The sequence below is a fragment of the Shewanella sp. SM68 genome (assembly GCF_025653925.1).
GTDB classification, from domain to species: domain Bacteria; phylum Pseudomonadota; class Gammaproteobacteria; order Enterobacterales; family Shewanellaceae; genus Shewanella; species Shewanella oncorhynchi.
This window is the reverse complement of the sequence record NZ_JAKKRU010000011.1, coordinates 85,686-101,977: the sequence shown is the minus strand read 5'-3', so window position 1 is coordinate 101,977 and position 16,292 is coordinate 85,686. Positions and strand designations below refer to the sequence as shown.

The 16,292-nt window shown below is 47.9% G+C and carries 16 protein-coding genes; 4 read left to right on the top strand and 12 right to left on the bottom strand.

Features of this window, described 5'->3' with window-relative positions; all coding sequences use genetic code 11:
• The first annotated feature begins 72 nt into the window (after positions 1-72).
• Both L5M40_RS17285 and azoR read left to right on the top strand, forming a co-directional pair.
• Complete coding sequence (locus tag L5M40_RS17285) at positions 73-510, top strand: thioesterase domain-containing protein (protein ID WP_212600267.1); 438 nt, start codon at positions 73-75, stop codon at positions 508-510.
• 181 nt (positions 511-691) lie between these two features.
• Complete coding sequence (gene azoR / locus L5M40_RS17280; RefSeq protein ID WP_212600268.1) at positions 692-1,288, top strand: FMN-dependent NADH-azoreductase; 597 nt, start codon at positions 692-694, stop codon at positions 1,286-1,288.
• 167 nt (positions 1,289-1,455) lie between these two features.
• On the opposite strand, the gene L5M40_RS17275 is transcribed toward azoR, so the two are convergent.
• The 3 genes from L5M40_RS17275 to L5M40_RS17265 form a co-directional block, all read right to left on the bottom strand.
• On the bottom strand, positions 1,456-1,641 hold the full coding sequence (locus tag L5M40_RS17275; protein ID WP_212600269.1) for a hypothetical protein: 186 nt from the start codon (positions 1,639-1,641) through the stop codon (positions 1,456-1,458).
• Between the two features lie 75 nt (positions 1,642-1,716).
• Positions 1,717-2,040 carry a rhodanese-like domain-containing protein gene (locus L5M40_RS17270; protein WP_105251132.1) on the bottom strand — a complete coding sequence of 108 codons (324 nt, stop codon included), beginning with the start codon at positions 2,038-2,040 and terminating at the stop codon, positions 1,717-1,719.
• A 146-nt stretch (positions 2,041-2,186) separates the two neighbouring features.
• Positions 2,187-2,762 (bottom strand): helix-turn-helix domain-containing protein, encoded by a 576-nt coding sequence (locus L5M40_RS17265; protein WP_263174576.1) that lies wholly within the window; start codon positions 2,760-2,762, stop codon positions 2,187-2,189.
• 163 nt (positions 2,763-2,925) lie between these two features.
• Between L5M40_RS17265 and L5M40_RS17260 the strand changes: the two genes are divergently transcribed.
• Positions 2,926-4,113 carry a benzoate/H(+) symporter BenE family transporter gene (locus tag L5M40_RS17260; RefSeq protein WP_131524016.1) on the top strand — a complete coding sequence of 396 codons (1,188 nt, stop codon included), beginning with the start codon at positions 2,926-2,928 and terminating at the stop codon, positions 4,111-4,113.
• Between the two features lie 51 nt (positions 4,114-4,164).
• Here the strand turns inward: L5M40_RS17260 and L5M40_RS17255 are convergent, their stop codons facing one another.
• Positions 4,165-4,641: a GNAT family N-acetyltransferase gene (locus L5M40_RS17255; RefSeq protein ID WP_263176981.1), complete on the bottom strand. Its 477-nt coding sequence runs from the start codon at positions 4,639-4,641 to the stop codon at positions 4,165-4,167.
• Between the two features lie 496 nt (positions 4,642-5,137).
• Here L5M40_RS17255 and L5M40_RS17250 point away from each other — a divergent pair, with 496 nt between their 5' ends.
• On the top strand, positions 5,138-6,646 hold the full coding sequence (locus L5M40_RS17250; RefSeq protein WP_263176980.1) for a KAP family NTPase: 1,509 nt from the start codon (positions 5,138-5,140) through the stop codon (positions 6,644-6,646).
• A 466-nt stretch (positions 6,647-7,112) separates the two neighbouring features.
• Here the strand turns inward: L5M40_RS17250 and L5M40_RS17245 are convergent, their stop codons facing one another.
• The 8 genes from L5M40_RS17245 to L5M40_RS17210 all read right to left on the bottom strand — a co-directional run bounded on the left by L5M40_RS17245 (position 7,113) and on the right by L5M40_RS17210 (position 16,292).
• The gene (locus L5M40_RS17245; protein WP_263176789.1) at positions 7,113-7,856 is read right to left on the bottom strand and encodes a hypothetical protein; all 744 of its coding nucleotides are present in this window, start codon (positions 7,854-7,856) and stop codon (positions 7,113-7,115) included.
• A 31-nt stretch (positions 7,857-7,887) separates the two neighbouring features.
• Complete coding sequence (locus tag L5M40_RS17240; protein WP_263176788.1) at positions 7,888-9,147, bottom strand: beta-ketoacyl-ACP synthase; 1,260 nt, start codon at positions 9,145-9,147, stop codon at positions 7,888-7,890.
• The gene (locus L5M40_RS17235; RefSeq protein ID WP_263176787.1) at positions 9,148-9,873 is read right to left on the bottom strand and encodes a 3-ketoacyl-ACP reductase FabG2; all 726 of its coding nucleotides are present in this window, start codon (positions 9,871-9,873) and stop codon (positions 9,148-9,150) included.
• Between the two features lie 111 nt (positions 9,874-9,984).
• The gene (locus tag L5M40_RS17230; protein WP_263176786.1) at positions 9,985-10,518 is read right to left on the bottom strand and encodes a hotdog family protein; all 534 of its coding nucleotides are present in this window, start codon (positions 10,516-10,518) and stop codon (positions 9,985-9,987) included.
• A 4-nt stretch (positions 10,519-10,522) separates the two neighbouring features.
• Entirely contained in the window at positions 10,523-11,722 is a 1,200-nt protein-coding gene (locus L5M40_RS17225; protein WP_263176785.1) for a beta-ketoacyl-[acyl-carrier-protein] synthase family protein, read from the bottom strand.
• A 46-nt stretch (positions 11,723-11,768) separates the two neighbouring features.
• Positions 11,769-12,533, bottom strand: coding sequence for a DUF3261 domain-containing protein (locus tag L5M40_RS17220; protein WP_263176784.1), 765 nt, complete (start codon positions 12,531-12,533; stop codon positions 11,769-11,771).
• Positions 12,534-12,537: 4 nt separating this feature from the next.
• Entirely contained in the window at positions 12,538-13,827 is a 1,290-nt protein-coding gene (locus L5M40_RS17215) for an NAD(P)/FAD-dependent oxidoreductase (protein WP_263176783.1), read from the bottom strand.
• A gap of 23 nt (positions 13,828-13,850) precedes the next feature.
• On the bottom strand, positions 13,851-16,292 hold the full coding sequence (locus L5M40_RS17210) for an MMPL family transporter (protein WP_263176782.1): 2,442 nt from the start codon (positions 16,290-16,292) through the stop codon (positions 13,851-13,853).

The window sequence follows — 16,292 nt, the reverse complement described above, 5'->3', positions numbered from 1 at the left end:
AGGGGTCTAGGTGATGGGGGCTAGGCATAATCAATGTCGCTTGTACCAAGAGGGAGTATTAAGGGAATGCACATGGATCAATTACTCATTAAATTACGCCAGACTTGGCACAGTACGATCCCCGTTAGCGAGTTTATGCAGATAATGCCACTCGATTACAGCGAGGGAGAATTTCGAGTCACAGCGCCGATGATGCCCAATATTAATCTGCATCAGACCATGTTTGCGGGCAGCATTTATACCTTGATGACCTTAACAGGCTGGGGTGCAGTCTGGCTAAATCAACAGTTGGTGGGCGTGGCGGGTGATATTGTGCTCGCCGATGCCCATATTCGTTATCTTGCTCCTGTGACTTGTGACCCTGTGGTAAAAGTACAATGGCCAGATGTGGATCTCAGCCCGTTACAAAGGGGGCGCAGGGTTAAGGTGAAGCTGGAAGTGCAATTGTATTGTATGGATTCACTGTGTGCGGTTTTTGAAGGCCTGTATGTTAGTACGTCGAAAGTATGAATGCGTTGAAAACAACTTAGTGTATTTGTATGTCGAAGGTGACGTATAACCTTTCTAAAAAATCGAAGCTAATCTCAGATTTTATCCGCTTTATTTCTTTTTTATGGGCTAATACACTAGCGTCATAGAGTTGAGATATTCCATCTGACTCTGAGTCATTTACCTATTTTCGGAGCAGATTATGTCTAAAGTCTTAATTTTAAAATCAAGCATTCTTGGCGGTTATTCACAATCTGCCGTGTTAATTGACCACTTAGCGAGCCACTGGGGAAACCAAGGCGCCGCTATTACAGTACGTGATTTAGGCGGTAAAGACGTACTGCCTATGGTAGACGGTGAAATCGCTTCTGGGTTACGCGGTGGTGCAGAATTATCGGCACGTCAGCAAGAAATGCTCGCCTTATCAGACACCTTAGTCGCTGAATTAAAAGCGAACGATACGATTGTTATCGCTGCACCTATGTACAACTTTACGATTCCGGTTCAACTTAAAAACTGGATCGATTTTGTCGCCCGTGCTGGTGTGACTTTTACTTACACTGAAACGGGTCCAAAAGGATTAGTGGAAGGTAAACGCGCTGTGTTAGTGACGACCCGTGGCGGCGCTCACAAAGATGGCCCAACGGATCATGTTGTACCTTACTTGAAAACGGTTTTAGGCTTTATGGGGATCACCAATGTTGAAGTGGTTTACGCCGAAGCGCTGAACATGGGTCCTGAAGCCCACGACAAAGGCATGGGCGAAGCGAAACACAGTATCGATCAGCTGAAAGCTTAATTGTTCCGTTGATTAGCTGAGTCATTTGATTTAGCTGAATAAATAATGCCAGCCCTTAATAGGCTGGCATTTTTGTATGTGCATTTCAGCTAAGCACGCTTGGCTTAAGTGGCTAGGTTTGAGCGGCTAGACTCGAGTGGCTAGTTTTAAGTGGCACGCTTAGCTGTTTATTCGCAAAGGCTGCAGCCATTGGCGAGGGTGCTTGTCTCAATATAACGCACCTTAGTGCAGGCTTGGTCGCGATTACGACTGATGATAAAGCGTGTATGGCGTTCAGTTCCAAGCGGCTTTTCAGCAGGGTTAACCTGTGTGGCTTCAAACTGTAACGTTTTGGCATGATTTGTTTTATGCATACACCACCTCGCAGATATTTAAGTCATCACAATGTACAGACTGGCCTGATTAGCGCCGCACAACCAAGGCTTAAATTAGCTCGGCTGGCAGCAGACTAAATCTTTAAGCGAGCCACCATTTACCACGCAGCTAAAGCCATTGGCCTTGAGAATGTCGCAGCCCTTTTGTGCTCGAATCCCTGCGCCACAGTAGAGCACGAAGGGATGTTGCTTATTGTCGACTTGGTGTAACCATTGGTCGAGCGTTGGCAATGGCACATTAATGGCTTGGGGCAAGTGACCTGAGGCAAATTCCTCTGGTGAACGCACATCAATCACCCGTGCGCCTTGCTCAATCAATTGCCAACATTTTTCGCCCGAGTGGCTGCCGGATAACTTAGCCAGTAAAGATTGAAACATAGCATTGCTCCTACCATTAGAAAATTTTCAATAAGTTTATTCTAATGAATTGGCGAGTGCAAGCGCTGCAGATTATCGGCAGTGAATGGTTTGGTCTTTGGCATTGTTGGTACTTGAACTCTGCATTACTGGCGTTAGATAAGCTACTACAAGCTAAATTCATTGCCTCTTTGATAGTGAATGATGTCGTGGAATACCACGGCTTGGTCGTTTAGATTGCGATAGCCATGGGGTTTGTCGGCCGCAAATCGTACTGCTTCACCTTGCTTGAGTGGTTGCCACTCGCCATCGACTAGCACTTCCATAGTGCCGCTCAAGACAATGACATGCTCAGTGACACCCGTTTCATGGGGCTCAGAAAGGCGCTCATAGTTTGGCAGCAGCGTGAGTTCAAACATCTCGAAACCGAAGCGCTCTTCAAAGGGGAAGAGTGAGGCGACTAGCATGCCGTCGGTGGCGGGTTGTTGGCGTAACTCGTCGGGCTTACGGAATACTGCGCCTTGGCTCTGGGGTGTGGGTTCGAGAAAGGTCGACAGCGAGATATTGAATCCACTGGCAATTTTCCACAGCGTCGCAATGGTTGGGCTTGATTCACCGCGCTCGATTTGTCCTATCATGGCCTTACTAACGCCAGTCTCTTGGGCGGCTTTATCTAAACTCCATCCCTTTTGGTTGCGAAGTGCTTTAAGCGTGGTGGCGAGATAGCTGTTTATCGTCTGCACAATGGCCCCATCATTTTTATAAAAATTTAGTTTGTACGTTATAACGCACAGGTGTTATCTTGTCCATCTCGTACGTTATAGCGCACAAAAGCTATCTTGTTCATTTTATAAGTTATAGCGCACAAAGTAATGGCGACATCAATTGCAGAGAAAGGGAGTGGATATGTGGCGAGATGCAGGGAGTTTATCAAAAATATCAGCGGGTTTTATTGCGGTATTAGTGGGTTATAGCAGCTCGGCTGTGATCATCTTTCAAGCGGCGGAGGCTGTGGGTGCGACACCTGCACAGATCAGTTCATGGCTGTGGGCTTTAGGTGTGGGCATGGGCGTGACCAGCATAGGGTTATCGCTTTACTACAAGAATCCTATTCTAACGGCTTGGTCTACACCGGGCGCGGCGCTGATGGTGACTAGCCTAGCGGGGTTGAGCGTAAACCAAGCCATAGGCGCTTTTCTGGTGAGTTCGATTTTAATCACTCTTTGCGGGGTGGCGGGCTGGATGGATAAACTTATTCGTATCATGCCGCAGTCAGTCGCTTCAGCCATGTTGGCGGGGATTCTGCTGCAATTTGGCCTAGGGCTATTTCAGGCGATGCAAACCCAGCTGAGTCTAATTTTGATCATGTTGTTGGTGTTTGTCGTCGTTAAGCCTTTTGCGCCGCGTTACATCATCTTGCTGACCTTGTTGGTGGGTATAGGCATGAGTTTTCAATTAGATTTACTCAAGCTAGATGCCGTTCAGTTGCAACTGGCGATGCCGGTGTGGACTACACCTGAGTTTTCGTTGGCGAGTGTGATTGGCGTGGCGCTGCCGCTGTTTGTGGTGACTATGGCCTCGCAAAATATGCCGGGCGTTGCTGCGCTGCATGGTAATGGTTACAGGCCGCCCATTTCACCTTTGATCACGAGCACAGGGTTAATAGGGGTCATTCTCGCACCCTTTGGCGGTTTTGCCTTTAACTTATCCGCTATCACAGCGGCGATTTGTATGGGTAAAGAAGCAGACCCGAATCCCGCGACCCGTTACTGGGCTGCGGTGTGGGGCGGGGTATTTTACTTTATCACTGGGTTATTGGGCGCCACTGTGGTTGGCCTGTTTTCCGCTTTCCCGAAGGAATTAGTACTGGCCATCGCCGGATTAGCACTGCTTGGCACTATCGCCAATAGCCTGACCGCCGCATTAGCTAAAACGGAAGATCGCGAAGTAGCGGTGATCACTTTCTTGGTCACGGCATCGGGTTTTAGTGTGCTGGGCATCGGCAGTGCATTTTGGGGGTTGTTACTTGGGTTTATTATCCATTGGTGGAACGGGCACAGAACTGCATCAGTAGTTAAGCGAGCGAATACTTAACTGCAGCAAAGCGCCTTAGAGATGAATTTCAAAGACTAAGGCGCATGTGTTTTAGATTCTCTTCGTCATAAACACGCTATTGGGATCGAGTCGATAATCGGCGAAGGGGCCACAGATTTCAAAACCAAATTTGCAGTAGAGCAGGCGAGCGGGGTTGAAGAAGTCCATCGAACCTGTCTCTAGGCTCAGACGTTTGATACCTGCGGCTTTGGCATCGTTAATCAAGTGCTGCAATATTTTAGACGCTATACCTTGCTGCTTATAGGGCGCGGCGGTGCGCATGGATTTGATCTCCGCGTGCTCGGTATCTAACCATTTTAGTGCACCGCAGCCCGCTAAATTATTGCCATCCCATAGGGTCCAAAAGCGAATATTGGGTTGACGCAGGCCATCAAGATCTAATGCGTGGACGCTTTCAGGCGGTGAGGTTGTCCGCATATCGTTGAGGTGTTCTGTTAAAAGTACTGCAATTTCAGGCCCTTTAAGGTCATCTAAGGTGATTTTCATGGATCTTATAGTGGATTTCATGGCAGATCGGGGGCTCCCTATTATTTTGGCTTATCCATAATGGCGTCATCGCGCTTTGTCATCTGTTTGTCAATGCGCCGTGGTGGATAAGCAAATGCTAGGCCAAGCGTTTTTAGCTTTAGCTAAAGCTAAACGCAGAATCAAAGTCAAAGTCGTGGGACTTCACCCCACACCCGACCAAAAGGGGAAAAGCACCTGTTCCCCTTTTGGATATCCCCCGGCGTCCCCAACGGAGTTGAAAGCCCCTTGGGCATTAAGCGTCCTTATGCTATCGCGTCAGACGCTCGTCCCTGATTCGACTGACGCTATCTCGGCATCCATGCCTCGATCACGCAACGAACGCTAATGCCCTGCGGCAACTCCGAGGTGATGGTGTACTCCTTTGATTTCAGTGTTATTTGAGCGTCAAATATCATATAAAAGAGAAACTAATAAGGAAATATTGATTGGCAGTAACATTGAGCCGCAAAGTATACGAAATATGGAATAAAAACTCATGAATGACTCTACATCTTCACTAGCTTTTTCAACCTGTGCTTACAGGCAAATTCGAGAGAAGCAGGCTGATGCGTTTACGAAGTACTTGGATACTCGAAGTGATGAAAAAGCATATGTAGCGAATCTTAACGGCGCGTGGGGTACGGGTAAGACCTTCTTTGTCGATAATTGGTGTCGTAAACTTGGGGAGCAAAGATATGTTGCGATCAAAATCGACGCATGGGAATCTGATTATCTAAACGATCCACTTGCCCTTGTCACCGCTGAACTGCTGACTAAATTAAAATGTCAGAGTGGAATAACAGACTTTTCGGAAACCGAAAGTAAAATATTCAATGCTGGCTGGAAGTTAGCAAAAAACTTTTTGCCAGTAATCACCATGGCTTTAGGTAAACATTTTCTAGGTAGTGAGTTTGGCGATTTACTTAAAGAAATTGGTGTGGCAGTTAAAGATACGGCTAATGATCAAAGTGTATCAAAGAATCGTTTAGGCGAGTTTGGGAGAGAGATATTTTCAATACATAACAAGCATAAAGAGTTTGCCGTTGAGTTTAAAATGGAGTTGTCTAATTTAATAAAGAAAGTTTGTGAACTGTCTAATAAAAATAAAGTTTATATTTTTATTGATGAATTAGATCGCTGTCGACCTACATATGCAATTGAAATGCTTGAGGTGATAAAACATTTGTTTGATATTCCTAAGTTGGTTTTCGTGATGTCTACAGATACTAAACAGTTGGAGTGTTCAATTAAGGCTGTTTATGGAGAACAATTTGATTCCGAGGAGTATCTAAGCCGATTTTTTCAAAGGCGGTTAACTCTATCTGAACCAAAGTATTTAGATTTTATCAAGGCGAATAATTTTTTCTCGATAATCGAGTTTAATCCGGTACTAATGTACCCTGCAGTAACTAAAGATGTTGCGTACGAGATAGTCGCACTATTTTGTGCTTTTCATCAGGTTTCATTGCGAAGAACGGAACAACTTTGCGCTAGGTTAGACGCTGCTTTAGTTAATTTGCCATCAAACACAGCTTTTTCCTTTATAGAGCTCGTTGGAAGTGTTTTTAGTTACGAACTTTACCCAAAGATCAAGTTGAATTATGTGCTTATGTATCGTTCTGGCAAATATAATTGGGCTGGATGTGAACGCGAGATTAGTTATATCGGCGATCCAAATGGAGATAATGCGCAAAAGGCTCTGGAACAGTATACTTCAGTTTGGAATATTATAGTTAATATTAGAGAACATGCTTATAAGCCTAGTCATCTTTATAACATGGAACAGGCTTTTCATAGTAACTTAGAAAGCTTAATAAGCAAGTTTGATAAGTTTGGGAAGTGCGAGCATCTGGAAAGTCTTATTTGTTTGCATCGGAGTAATAAGGTTGGCGTTGAAATCTCTACTGAAAATTTAATCCGAAAGATGAAAGACGATGATAGTGTAAAACTTTTAACCGGAAGTGAGTTTGAGCAATATCTTCATCTGTTTAACGATTTCTCATAATAAAAATATAATAAGCCTCCTACCGTTTAGTATATTAGTTTTTAGTTATAACTGTTCTACTTTCAGATTATTAATGTGACTCTAGCTTTTTAAGCTTACAGATGTTGCCTGTGCTCGAAAGGCAAACCATGGTGATTGGTGAGACGACCGTCCGCCCCATGGACGGGGCGGTCGAGCATCCAAGGATGGACTTGCTGCGTGTCGTCGAGCCAGTAACATGGTATGCCTCACTCTGAACAATATCTATGTTTAACTGCCTCTTCGCCTTCCGTAACTCTCGTTTATCAACTTAGATTCCCTAGGTTTCTTTCACAGTGTTGTGAGTGAATGCCATCGCAAGCCTGTATAGGCAATTTCAGCAAACGCTAAGGCCAACAGTAATTTAAAAAGTGATCCAAACGGATATAAAAATGGCCGAGGATAAGCTCGGCCATGATTTGCTCGATTAAGCGTAAAACGGGTAGGTTTAGTAGTATTTCTTCAAATAACTCTCGGCGTAGTTTTTGAGTTTTTTGTTTGAGCTCGCGGTTGCAATATTCTCAATCACATCGCGGTAAGCGGTATTCCCCGAACTAGCTAGCGCTTTTGCCATGTTGGCATAGGTATCGATGGCGAGTTTGTCATCGGCCATTAAGCGTGCTGTTTTCAATTCGTTACTGAGTACGGCTAGGATAAAATCATCGTACTGGCGGTCATCCATGATGCGTTTAGCCGCGAGACGCATTAATTCTAAATCATTGCTGCGTAGGGCATTGGCCAAGGCATTATTTTGCTGACTTTGATCGGCAGTATATTGGCTTTTATCCGCAAGAATCGCATTCCATTTTTTATATATTGTTATGTTTTCTAAAGCTTGACCTGCGTATTTTTTGAGTTTTTTAGGATAATCACCATTAACAATCTTGTTGATGGTTTCGCTGTACTTATCATTGCCTGAATAAGCTAAGCCTTTGACTAACCAAGCACTGTAGTCAATGGCATTTTTTTCAGTGGCTTGGGGCAAAGATGCGAGTAGCTTTGCTTCGAGCGCATCAAAAATGGCAGGATCGGATAAACCAGCGATGGTGAGTGATTCAATGGCTTCTTTTTGCTTGAATTGGTTATCACCCTTAAAGATTTCTTGATAGGTTTCAACCGTATATTCCTGAGCCAATAAAGGCGAGCTTAATAAACTGATGCTAAGCAGCATACCTGCAAACAGTGGTTTCATGGTGATGTCCTTATGTGGTTTTTATATGTTGCTATTGGGCCCAGCGTTTAAAAATCAGCGAGGTATTAATACCACCAAAGGCGAAATTATTACTCATGACATAATCTGTGTCGATTGGGCGCAGTTCGTTACGGATATAGTCCAAATCGGCGCATTGTGAGTCGATACTTTCAAGGTTGAGTGTCGGCGCAAACCAGCCCGCATTCATCATCTCAATACTCACCCAAGCTTCTAACGCGCCGCATGCGCCTAAGGTGTGGCCCGTGTAGCTTTTAAGGGATGAAATCGGCATGCCAGCACCAAAAACTGCATGGGTCGCGTGGCTTTCGGCGATGTCACCGCGATCCGTTGCCGTGCCGTGGGCGTTCACATAACCTATGGCGCTAGGCTCAAGCTGCGCATCTTTGAGCGCCAATCTGATGGCTATCTCCATGGTCTGCGCATTCGGTTGGGTAACATGTTGGCCATCTGAATTCGTGCCAAAACCGACTAACTCAGCGTAAATTTTAGCGCCACGCGCCTTGGCGTGTTCTAGCTCTTCGAGTACCAGCGTACAAGCACCTTCGCCAATCACGAGGCCATCACGGCTCGCATCGAAGGGGCGTGGCGTGAGTTCGGGAGTGCTGTTTTTAGTGCTGGTGGCAAATAAGGTATCGAACACGACAGCTTCTGTGGGGCAGAGTTCTTCACCGCCGCCCGCCAACATTAAGGTTTGATGACCGTATTTGATGGCTTCATAGGCGTAACCTATGCCTTGGCTCCCTGAGGTACAGGCGCTGCTAGTGGTGTGAATTCGGCCCTTTAAACCGAAAAATACCCCCACATTTACCGCTGTGGTGTGTGCCATCATGCGGATATAACTCGTGGCGGTGACGCCCGACATATCACCGGTTTTCAACATATCGCCAAAGGCGATGATGGCATCGGTACTGCCAGTGGACGAGCCATAGGCGATACCCATTTCACCCGAGGACACGATAGGATCGTCTAACAATCCCGCATCGATTAATGCAAGCTCGCTGGCGCGGGTCGCCATGATGGAAACCCGACCCATAGAACGAATTTTCTTGCGCGAATAATGGCTTGGCACTTCAAAGTCGCTAATGGGCGCGGCTAAGCGGGTATTGAGGCCATCGTATTTATCCCATTCGCCCATAGTGACAACACAGTTTTTCTGCGCCTTAAGGCTCGCTGCTATCGTCGGCCAATCATGGCCTAGGGCGGTAATGCCGCCAATGCCAGTGACAACCACTCGTTTCCCTAAGCGGGTTTGATTTGTCGGCTCGCTCATTTAGATCATGCCTCCATTGACCGATATCACTTGGCGAGTGATATAGGCGGCATCGTCAGACATTAAAAAGGCGGCTAAGGCGGCGATTTCACTGGATTTACCCATGCGGCGCATCGGCACTAATTGCTCGACCATATCCTTAGGAATATCGGCCACCATGTCGGTTTCAATCAAGCCGGGGGCGATACAGTTGACGGTGATTTTGCGTTTTGCCAGTTCTAATGACAATGCCTTAGTCGCGCCGATAATACCCGCTTTTGAGGCGCTGTAATTGACTTGGCCACGGTTGCCCGCAATGCCAGAAACTGAGGCTAAGGTGATGATGCGCCCGCCCTTGCGGCCTTGTACCATAGGCATGACGCAGGGGTGGATGACATTATAAAAACCGTCTAAGTTAGTGTGGATGACGCTGTCCCACTCGCTTTCTGTCATGGCGGGAAAGGCGGTATCGCGGTTGATGCCAGCATTGAGGATCACGCCATAATAGGCACCATTGGCCTCGATATCGGCTTCGATGGCGGCTCTGACGGTTGCGCGGTCGGCGACATCAAATTTCAGCAGGCTCACATTCACCCCAAGCGCGTGGATTTGCGCGGCAGTGTCATCTGCAGCTGCTTGGTTACTGTGGTAATGCAGGGCGATATCGAAACCCGCAGCGGCGAGTTTTAGGGCGATGGCTTTACCAATGCCGCGGCTCGAACCGGTAACTAATACTCTGTTATTCATCTGTTTTCTCCACCCCATTTTATCGTTATGTGTCGGTATGGGGTTTCATGTATTTATGGTAAAAAGGTCGCTTGTTAAGGCGCTTTAATGCTTTTTATCTACACCATAGCTTTAGTGCCCAAGGCTTCTATTTGCCGCGTCTTGATTGGCTGCAAGGTAGGCTTGTGTGTCCTGAGGTTGGAACACATTCACATTGGCTTGGGCCACTAAGCTCTTTTCTCGCTCAGAACCCGCTTCGGGCAGCAGATAAATTTGGCAATCGAATACCGCTAATCCCGATCCCTCTTGATAGAGGCGGCTGACTTGGGTGCGATAGGTGCGCCCGAGCTCATATTGCTTGGCATACAAGGTTAATTTGCGCGAACCCAATAGAAAACCAACGCGGATTTTATCATTGCGAAGCTTTGCCTCAACCCCAGCAAGGGCGGCAATACTTTGGGCCATATATTCGATACCCACATAATTGGGTACGGCTTGATATTTATCATCGAAATAAGGGCTTTGCGCTGTGATAGTGACTTCGGTCTCTAGGTTATCGCGCCGATAGCCAATGATTTTATCGAGCAAAATCATCGGTGCCCTATGGGGAATAAAATCGGCAATATCCTGTTCGGCAAAGGGTTGGTTGATCTTAAGCAACTGCATGGTACTAGGCCTCGTTACGGCAAAAAATCAGGCTGGCATTACTGCCGCCAAAGGCGAAGGAATTGCTCATCACATAATTAAGCGCGCCCTTAGCGGCAACTTGATGGCGCTCGACCAAGGCAATGGACGGATCCTGTGGATCGACTTGTCCGTCCCATTGATGGGGCGGTAGGGCTTGGCTGTGATTATGTGCTGAAAGTAATAAATAACAGAAGGCGGCTTCAATGGCGCCAGCGGCACCTAAGGTATGGCCGACTAAGGGCTTGGTCGAGCTGCAGGGCGGTACGTTTACACTAAACACTTCAACCACGGCGCGGCTTTCCATCGCATCATTTTTAGGCGTGGCTGTACCGTGCAAGTTAATGTAACCAATGTCTTTTGCTGCAATGTGTGCATCTTGCAATGCCGCGTGCATGGCGGTGATGGCGCCTGCGCCTTCGGGGTGTGGCGCCGACATATGGTGGGCATCGCTCGACTCGCCAATACCCGCTAGCATGACCTCTGACTCGCCCAACGTGAGGGTGAATAACGCCGCGCCTTCGCCGATATTGATGCCATCACGGTTGATACTAAAAGGATTGCAGTGGCCTTTCGAGACAGATTCTAAGGCGTGAAAACCATTGACTGTGAGTTGGCATAAACTGTCGACACCGCCGACAATCACCATATCGCAGAGGTTAGCCTGTAATAGGCGTTTGGCACTGGCAAACACTTTGGCGCTGGATGAGCAGGCGGTTGAAATTGTGTAGCAAGGGCCATCTAGCTCAAAATATTGGCGTAAAAAGTCGCTGGTGCTGCCGAGCTCTTGCTGGAAATAGTGGTAATCCGCTGGAAAGTATCCGTGTTGATTGCGGTAGCTCAGCGCGGCTTCACCTTTTGAAATCCCTGAAGTGCTTGTGCCTAGCACAACACCAATACGGGCATGACCAAAATCCCGTTTCGCTTGTTCAACTGTGGTCGCAATTTGCAGTGCGGCGCACAGCAGTAATTGGTTGTTACGGCAATCGAACTGAATGAGTTTTTCGGGAATGGTTGGTAGCGCTGTCGTCACGGGGGCAACTAAGGTTGGGTGCTCGAACAGGAGAGTGTCACTGCGTAGCATCGCACTGGTATCACCGGCGATCAGGCGGTCTAAAACCTGCTGGGGATCTTGCCCTAGCGGGGTACACAATCCAATCTGTGTAATAGCTACTCTGTTCATCATTGTGTGTCTTTTTACCATGGCACAGTTAAGTGCGGATGCTAACAGATTAAATAGGTTCGATTTCTAGCTCAAACTTAGCTTGTGGCATAGTTAAGCTGATGTGGGCTTGCCAAAGAGCATCGCCGATATTTTGTTGATAACGGATTTGCACCACATGGGTTTGCTGGCCGCTTTTACTGATCAAGGTGTCTTGACTATAGATCTGGCGACAGGGGATTGTATTCTCTCGGGTGCCTATAAGCGTATCGCCCTGATTTCCCCCAACCGTATCGCAAAGGCCTGTGACTAAATGACCACCTTCTAAATGGGCGCGAATACTCTGCTCAGGCCAATAGATCAGTTGCATCATCGCCATTAAATACTCAGCTTTAAAACTGTCCCCTAGCAGCACGCTTTGTTCACTGCTGAGTGTATTACCATCATAAACTAAGGTAAACAAAGCCTGTCCGAGTGGCGCTAAGCCAACGAGCGTCATGCGCTCATTCTCTAACTCTAATTGAGTGAGCAGCTCGTGGGATTTATCACCCACTTTAATGCTGACCTTTTGGCTAAAGGACTGGGGTGAGGATACGCCCGTTTTGCTCTCGGTTTGCGGGCTGCTAATGTCGGCGGGTTTGGCCGTCGGCTTAGTCAGAGGTTTATCGGCTGCGGGGGCAAAATCATGGGGCAGTGGCGCCAAGCAATAACGCATGTCTTTAGCGAGGCCGACACAGGTTTGCCTAAATAGTAGTTCGCTACATCCCGTCAGCCCCAGACTGATGATCAGTAGCGCGAGGAACACTCGCCATTTCGCGCCAAAGTTAAGCGACATGCGGTTACGCCTCTGCAAATTCAGGAATGGCAACTTGGTTTTGGCACAATTCGACCACCATGTTCAGGCGGCGCTCCGAGTCTTTAACGAAGGGATTATTGAGGTCCCAAGCGTAGCCCGCCAGAATCGAGCAAATCATTTGCTTGATGCGTGGATTCGGTTCTTCATAGAAGATCACATCCTGAAAGCGGCCATCATACCAAGCTTGCACATAGGTGCGGAAGGTATTCACCCCCTGCATTAAAGGCGCTGAGTAATCGGCTTGCCAGTCAACCGTTTCGCCATTGAGTTGTTTAGTCACACATTTTGCCGCCATCGATGCCGATTGCATGGCGATAGTGACGCCGGAGGAAAATACCGGATCAAGGAACTCGCCGGCATTACCCAGTAGGGCGAACTTGTCGGTCGCAAGCCGTGACACATTGGCTGAATAACCCTTGAGTGTGGCGCATTCTTGCACCACCTTAGCGTTTGCCAGTAGGGCTTTTAGTCCTGGTTCTTCATTGACTATGTTCATCAATTGTTGCTCAAGCGAACCTTGTAAACGCGCAAGTAATTGCGGTTCTGCCACTACGCCGAGTGAACAACGGCCATTGCTAAAGGGAATGAGCCAATACCAAATGTCTTTATGCTCAGGGTGGACACTGATTAAAATCTTATTTCGATCAAAGTGAGGATCGCTGATGTTGTCTTCCACATGGGTAAAGATGGCGCTGCGCTGTGGTAGGCAAGATGGACTTTCTAAGTCGAGCAAGCGGGGTAACACGCGGCCAAAACCACTGGCATCAAGCACATATTGGGCGCTGATTTGATAAAGCTCGCCCTGTTCATTGCGCACCATTAAGCATGGATTCTCGGTTAAATCTATCGCCTCGACGGTTTCACCGTAGCGGATGTCGACCCCTTGGCTTTGGGCGGTATCGGCTAACAGTTTATCAAAACTAGCGCGTTGCACTTGGAATGTGGTGCCCGGCCCTGGGGTAAATTTATCGGTAAAATCGAAGGTGGTGTAAGTGCCATTGCGACGAAAGGCGGCGCCATTTTTATGTTGGAATCCGGCGGCATTGAGCACATCTAACATGCCGGCTTCTTCGATAAACTGCATGCAGCAGGGCAGTAAACTTTCACCGATGGAGAAACGGGGGAAATGTTGTTTTTCTAACACCAGCACGCGCTTGCCTTGTTGGTGTAGCAAGCTGGCGGCAATGGCGCCTGAAGGTCCTGCGCCGATAATAGCCACATCGACGGCAAGTGAATTTGGCATAGCCGATAAATCGTGAGCGGGTGTAGGCATGTAAAGTACGTTCCTTGTCGTTATCAGGACTTTTTAGTCGTTAAAATCAGTGGCGAAAGTAAAAAGGTTAAACCTATACCTAGTGACAGGGTTAAACCAAAATAATGAATCGCTTGGGTCTGGCTAAAGGCGAGTAAACCAAAGGCTAATAGGGTCGAGCAGGCGGACATAAATACCGCCATCATCACTGCCTTGCCGTAGTTTTGAGCAGAGGCAAAGAACAAGCTGTAGTCTATCCCAATCCCGAAAACTAAAATGAGCGCGAGTGCATGGAACAGACTCAGTGGCGAGCCCGTTAAGCCTAAGGTTGCAAGCGTTAGCAAGGCCGCAAGGGCTGGAACGGCAACGACAACCGCGGCTTTTTTAATGCCAAAATTCAGGCTAAACAACAAGAGTGCGATACCGAGTGCGAGCGCTAACAGCTTTAGGGTTAACAGTCGGTAATGGCCCATGACGGCGGAGATATCCGCGACTTTATCGATAAGTTGTACGCTTTCATCATGGGCAAAGCGCGCCTTGATCGCGTCGATCTGTTTAATGCCGCCAAGCAAGACAATGGCACCATGCTCAGCGCTCGCGCCGCCATCATTTAGCGCTTCATAGTCGGTGGTCTTGCCATTTGGTGCTAGCCACAGCGGTGCGAGTTGCTTGCCTGCCTCTAGCGTAAAGAAATCCGCTGGACTGATATATTGCTCTTTAGCTGCTAAGTAGCTTGCTTGCAGCTCTGGCTTTAAGTTCTCATCCAACCCAAGGTTGGTGAGCACAGTATCTATCTGAGTTTGATAGATTTCACCCTGTAAGCGATAAGCTGTGTCTTGCCTTTGATGGCTGGGAAGATACTGGCTGAGGCTGACGTAGTTGCCTAACTCTTGGTTCGCAATAGCGGCATCGAGTATGGGCGACACTCGCTCAAGCTGTTGTAGTAGTGCTTCTTCACTCGCGGCGCGTACCAGTAAGAATTGATTATCTGTGCCGCCGCTGAGTAGCTGCCTGAGCTTATTTTCAGGTTCAGTCACGCTTGCGGGGCTTTGCTGCAAATGGCGAATATCGTCATCGACGGTTAACTTGGTTACGCCAACCAGACACCACACTACTATCACTAAAGTAAACATGCCCATGCCTAAAGGCGTGGTCAATCTGTTGGATAACTGAGTGAGGTTGGCAAGGTACTGTCCTGCTAACGTTAATGGGCGGGATCCCGATGGCAAACGACTTCCCGCTAACAGTGGGTAGGCGAGAATGAGGGTGAGATAAGCCCCGAGCAGCCCCGCGGCGCAGAAAATCGCCACTTGCTGCATTCCAGGAAACGGCGCTAAACCTATGCCTACATAAGCTAAGGCACTGGTGATAAAGGCAAGCGTTACAGTGGGGAAGATATACGTGACCGTCGCCTTTGCGTTGCGTTCGGTATCGCTTAAGCGCTCGCAGTAAAAATGAAAGCTGTAGTCGATGGCAATGCCAATCAAGCTAGTACCAAACACTAAGGTGAGTAAATGCAGCTCGCCAAACACGCTTAAGGTAAAAGTTACGGCCAGCAACAGCCCGCTAGAAATGGTAACGATGGCCAACAGTAGTGGCATCACAGAACGAAACGCCAGCCAGACTAAAGCTATTACCCCGAGTAAAGATGCAAGACCAAGGATCGAGATTTCACTCTTAGCCGTTTGTGTCGCCGCAATCGCGTGAAACAGGGCGCCAGCTTTGAGCACGGTAATATCTGGGTAGTTTTTTTCAACCGCATCCAACCCTAGGGTTAATGCCGTCATCTGCGCTAATTGCGCATTGGGATTAAAGGCACTTTCTTGGCCCTTTGCCATAACAACCGCGGCAACATTATCGCCTTGATTAGCCAGCAGAATACCTTGGCTGGCTCTGACTTTTGAACTCGGCGCGAGGGCGAGTAAATTGGCGGGGAATAACAGCAGCGGATCTTGGGCAAGCAAGTTGCTATTGGCGTAACTAAAGGCGTTGTAAAGCTGTGCGGTGGCCGCTTCAATCAGATTTCCAATGTCTTTCGTTGCTAACGCCTCAGCTTGTGGCGCTGTCAGTAATTTAAATCTGTGGGGGAAATAGTATTGCCCCAACGCTTCACCGAGCTGCATATCGGCGCTGCGAATATCTGTAAGTGCAGCATTTTTTCCAGTAGCAACAAGGTCAGTTTCAAGCTTTTGCATCAACAGCTTAGCCGCAGCGATTGCCGTGGTTTCATCCTTGGCGACGAGCGCAATATAGACTTGATCGGCGAGCGTCGCTTCAACTTGGTTAAGGGCGCGCTCTGTGAGTTTGTCCTGCTGTAAATGGGGCAGCATGGCGAGAATATCGCTCTGCACCCTTGCGCCGTTTTGCCAGAGTTGCAACGTCCACAGACTGGCAGACAGCATTAATAGCAACCAAATGGTGAGGCGCCACTTGGGGGACGATTGTATTAGCGCTTGATTGGCGCGCGCGGTGAAGTTGGCGGCCAT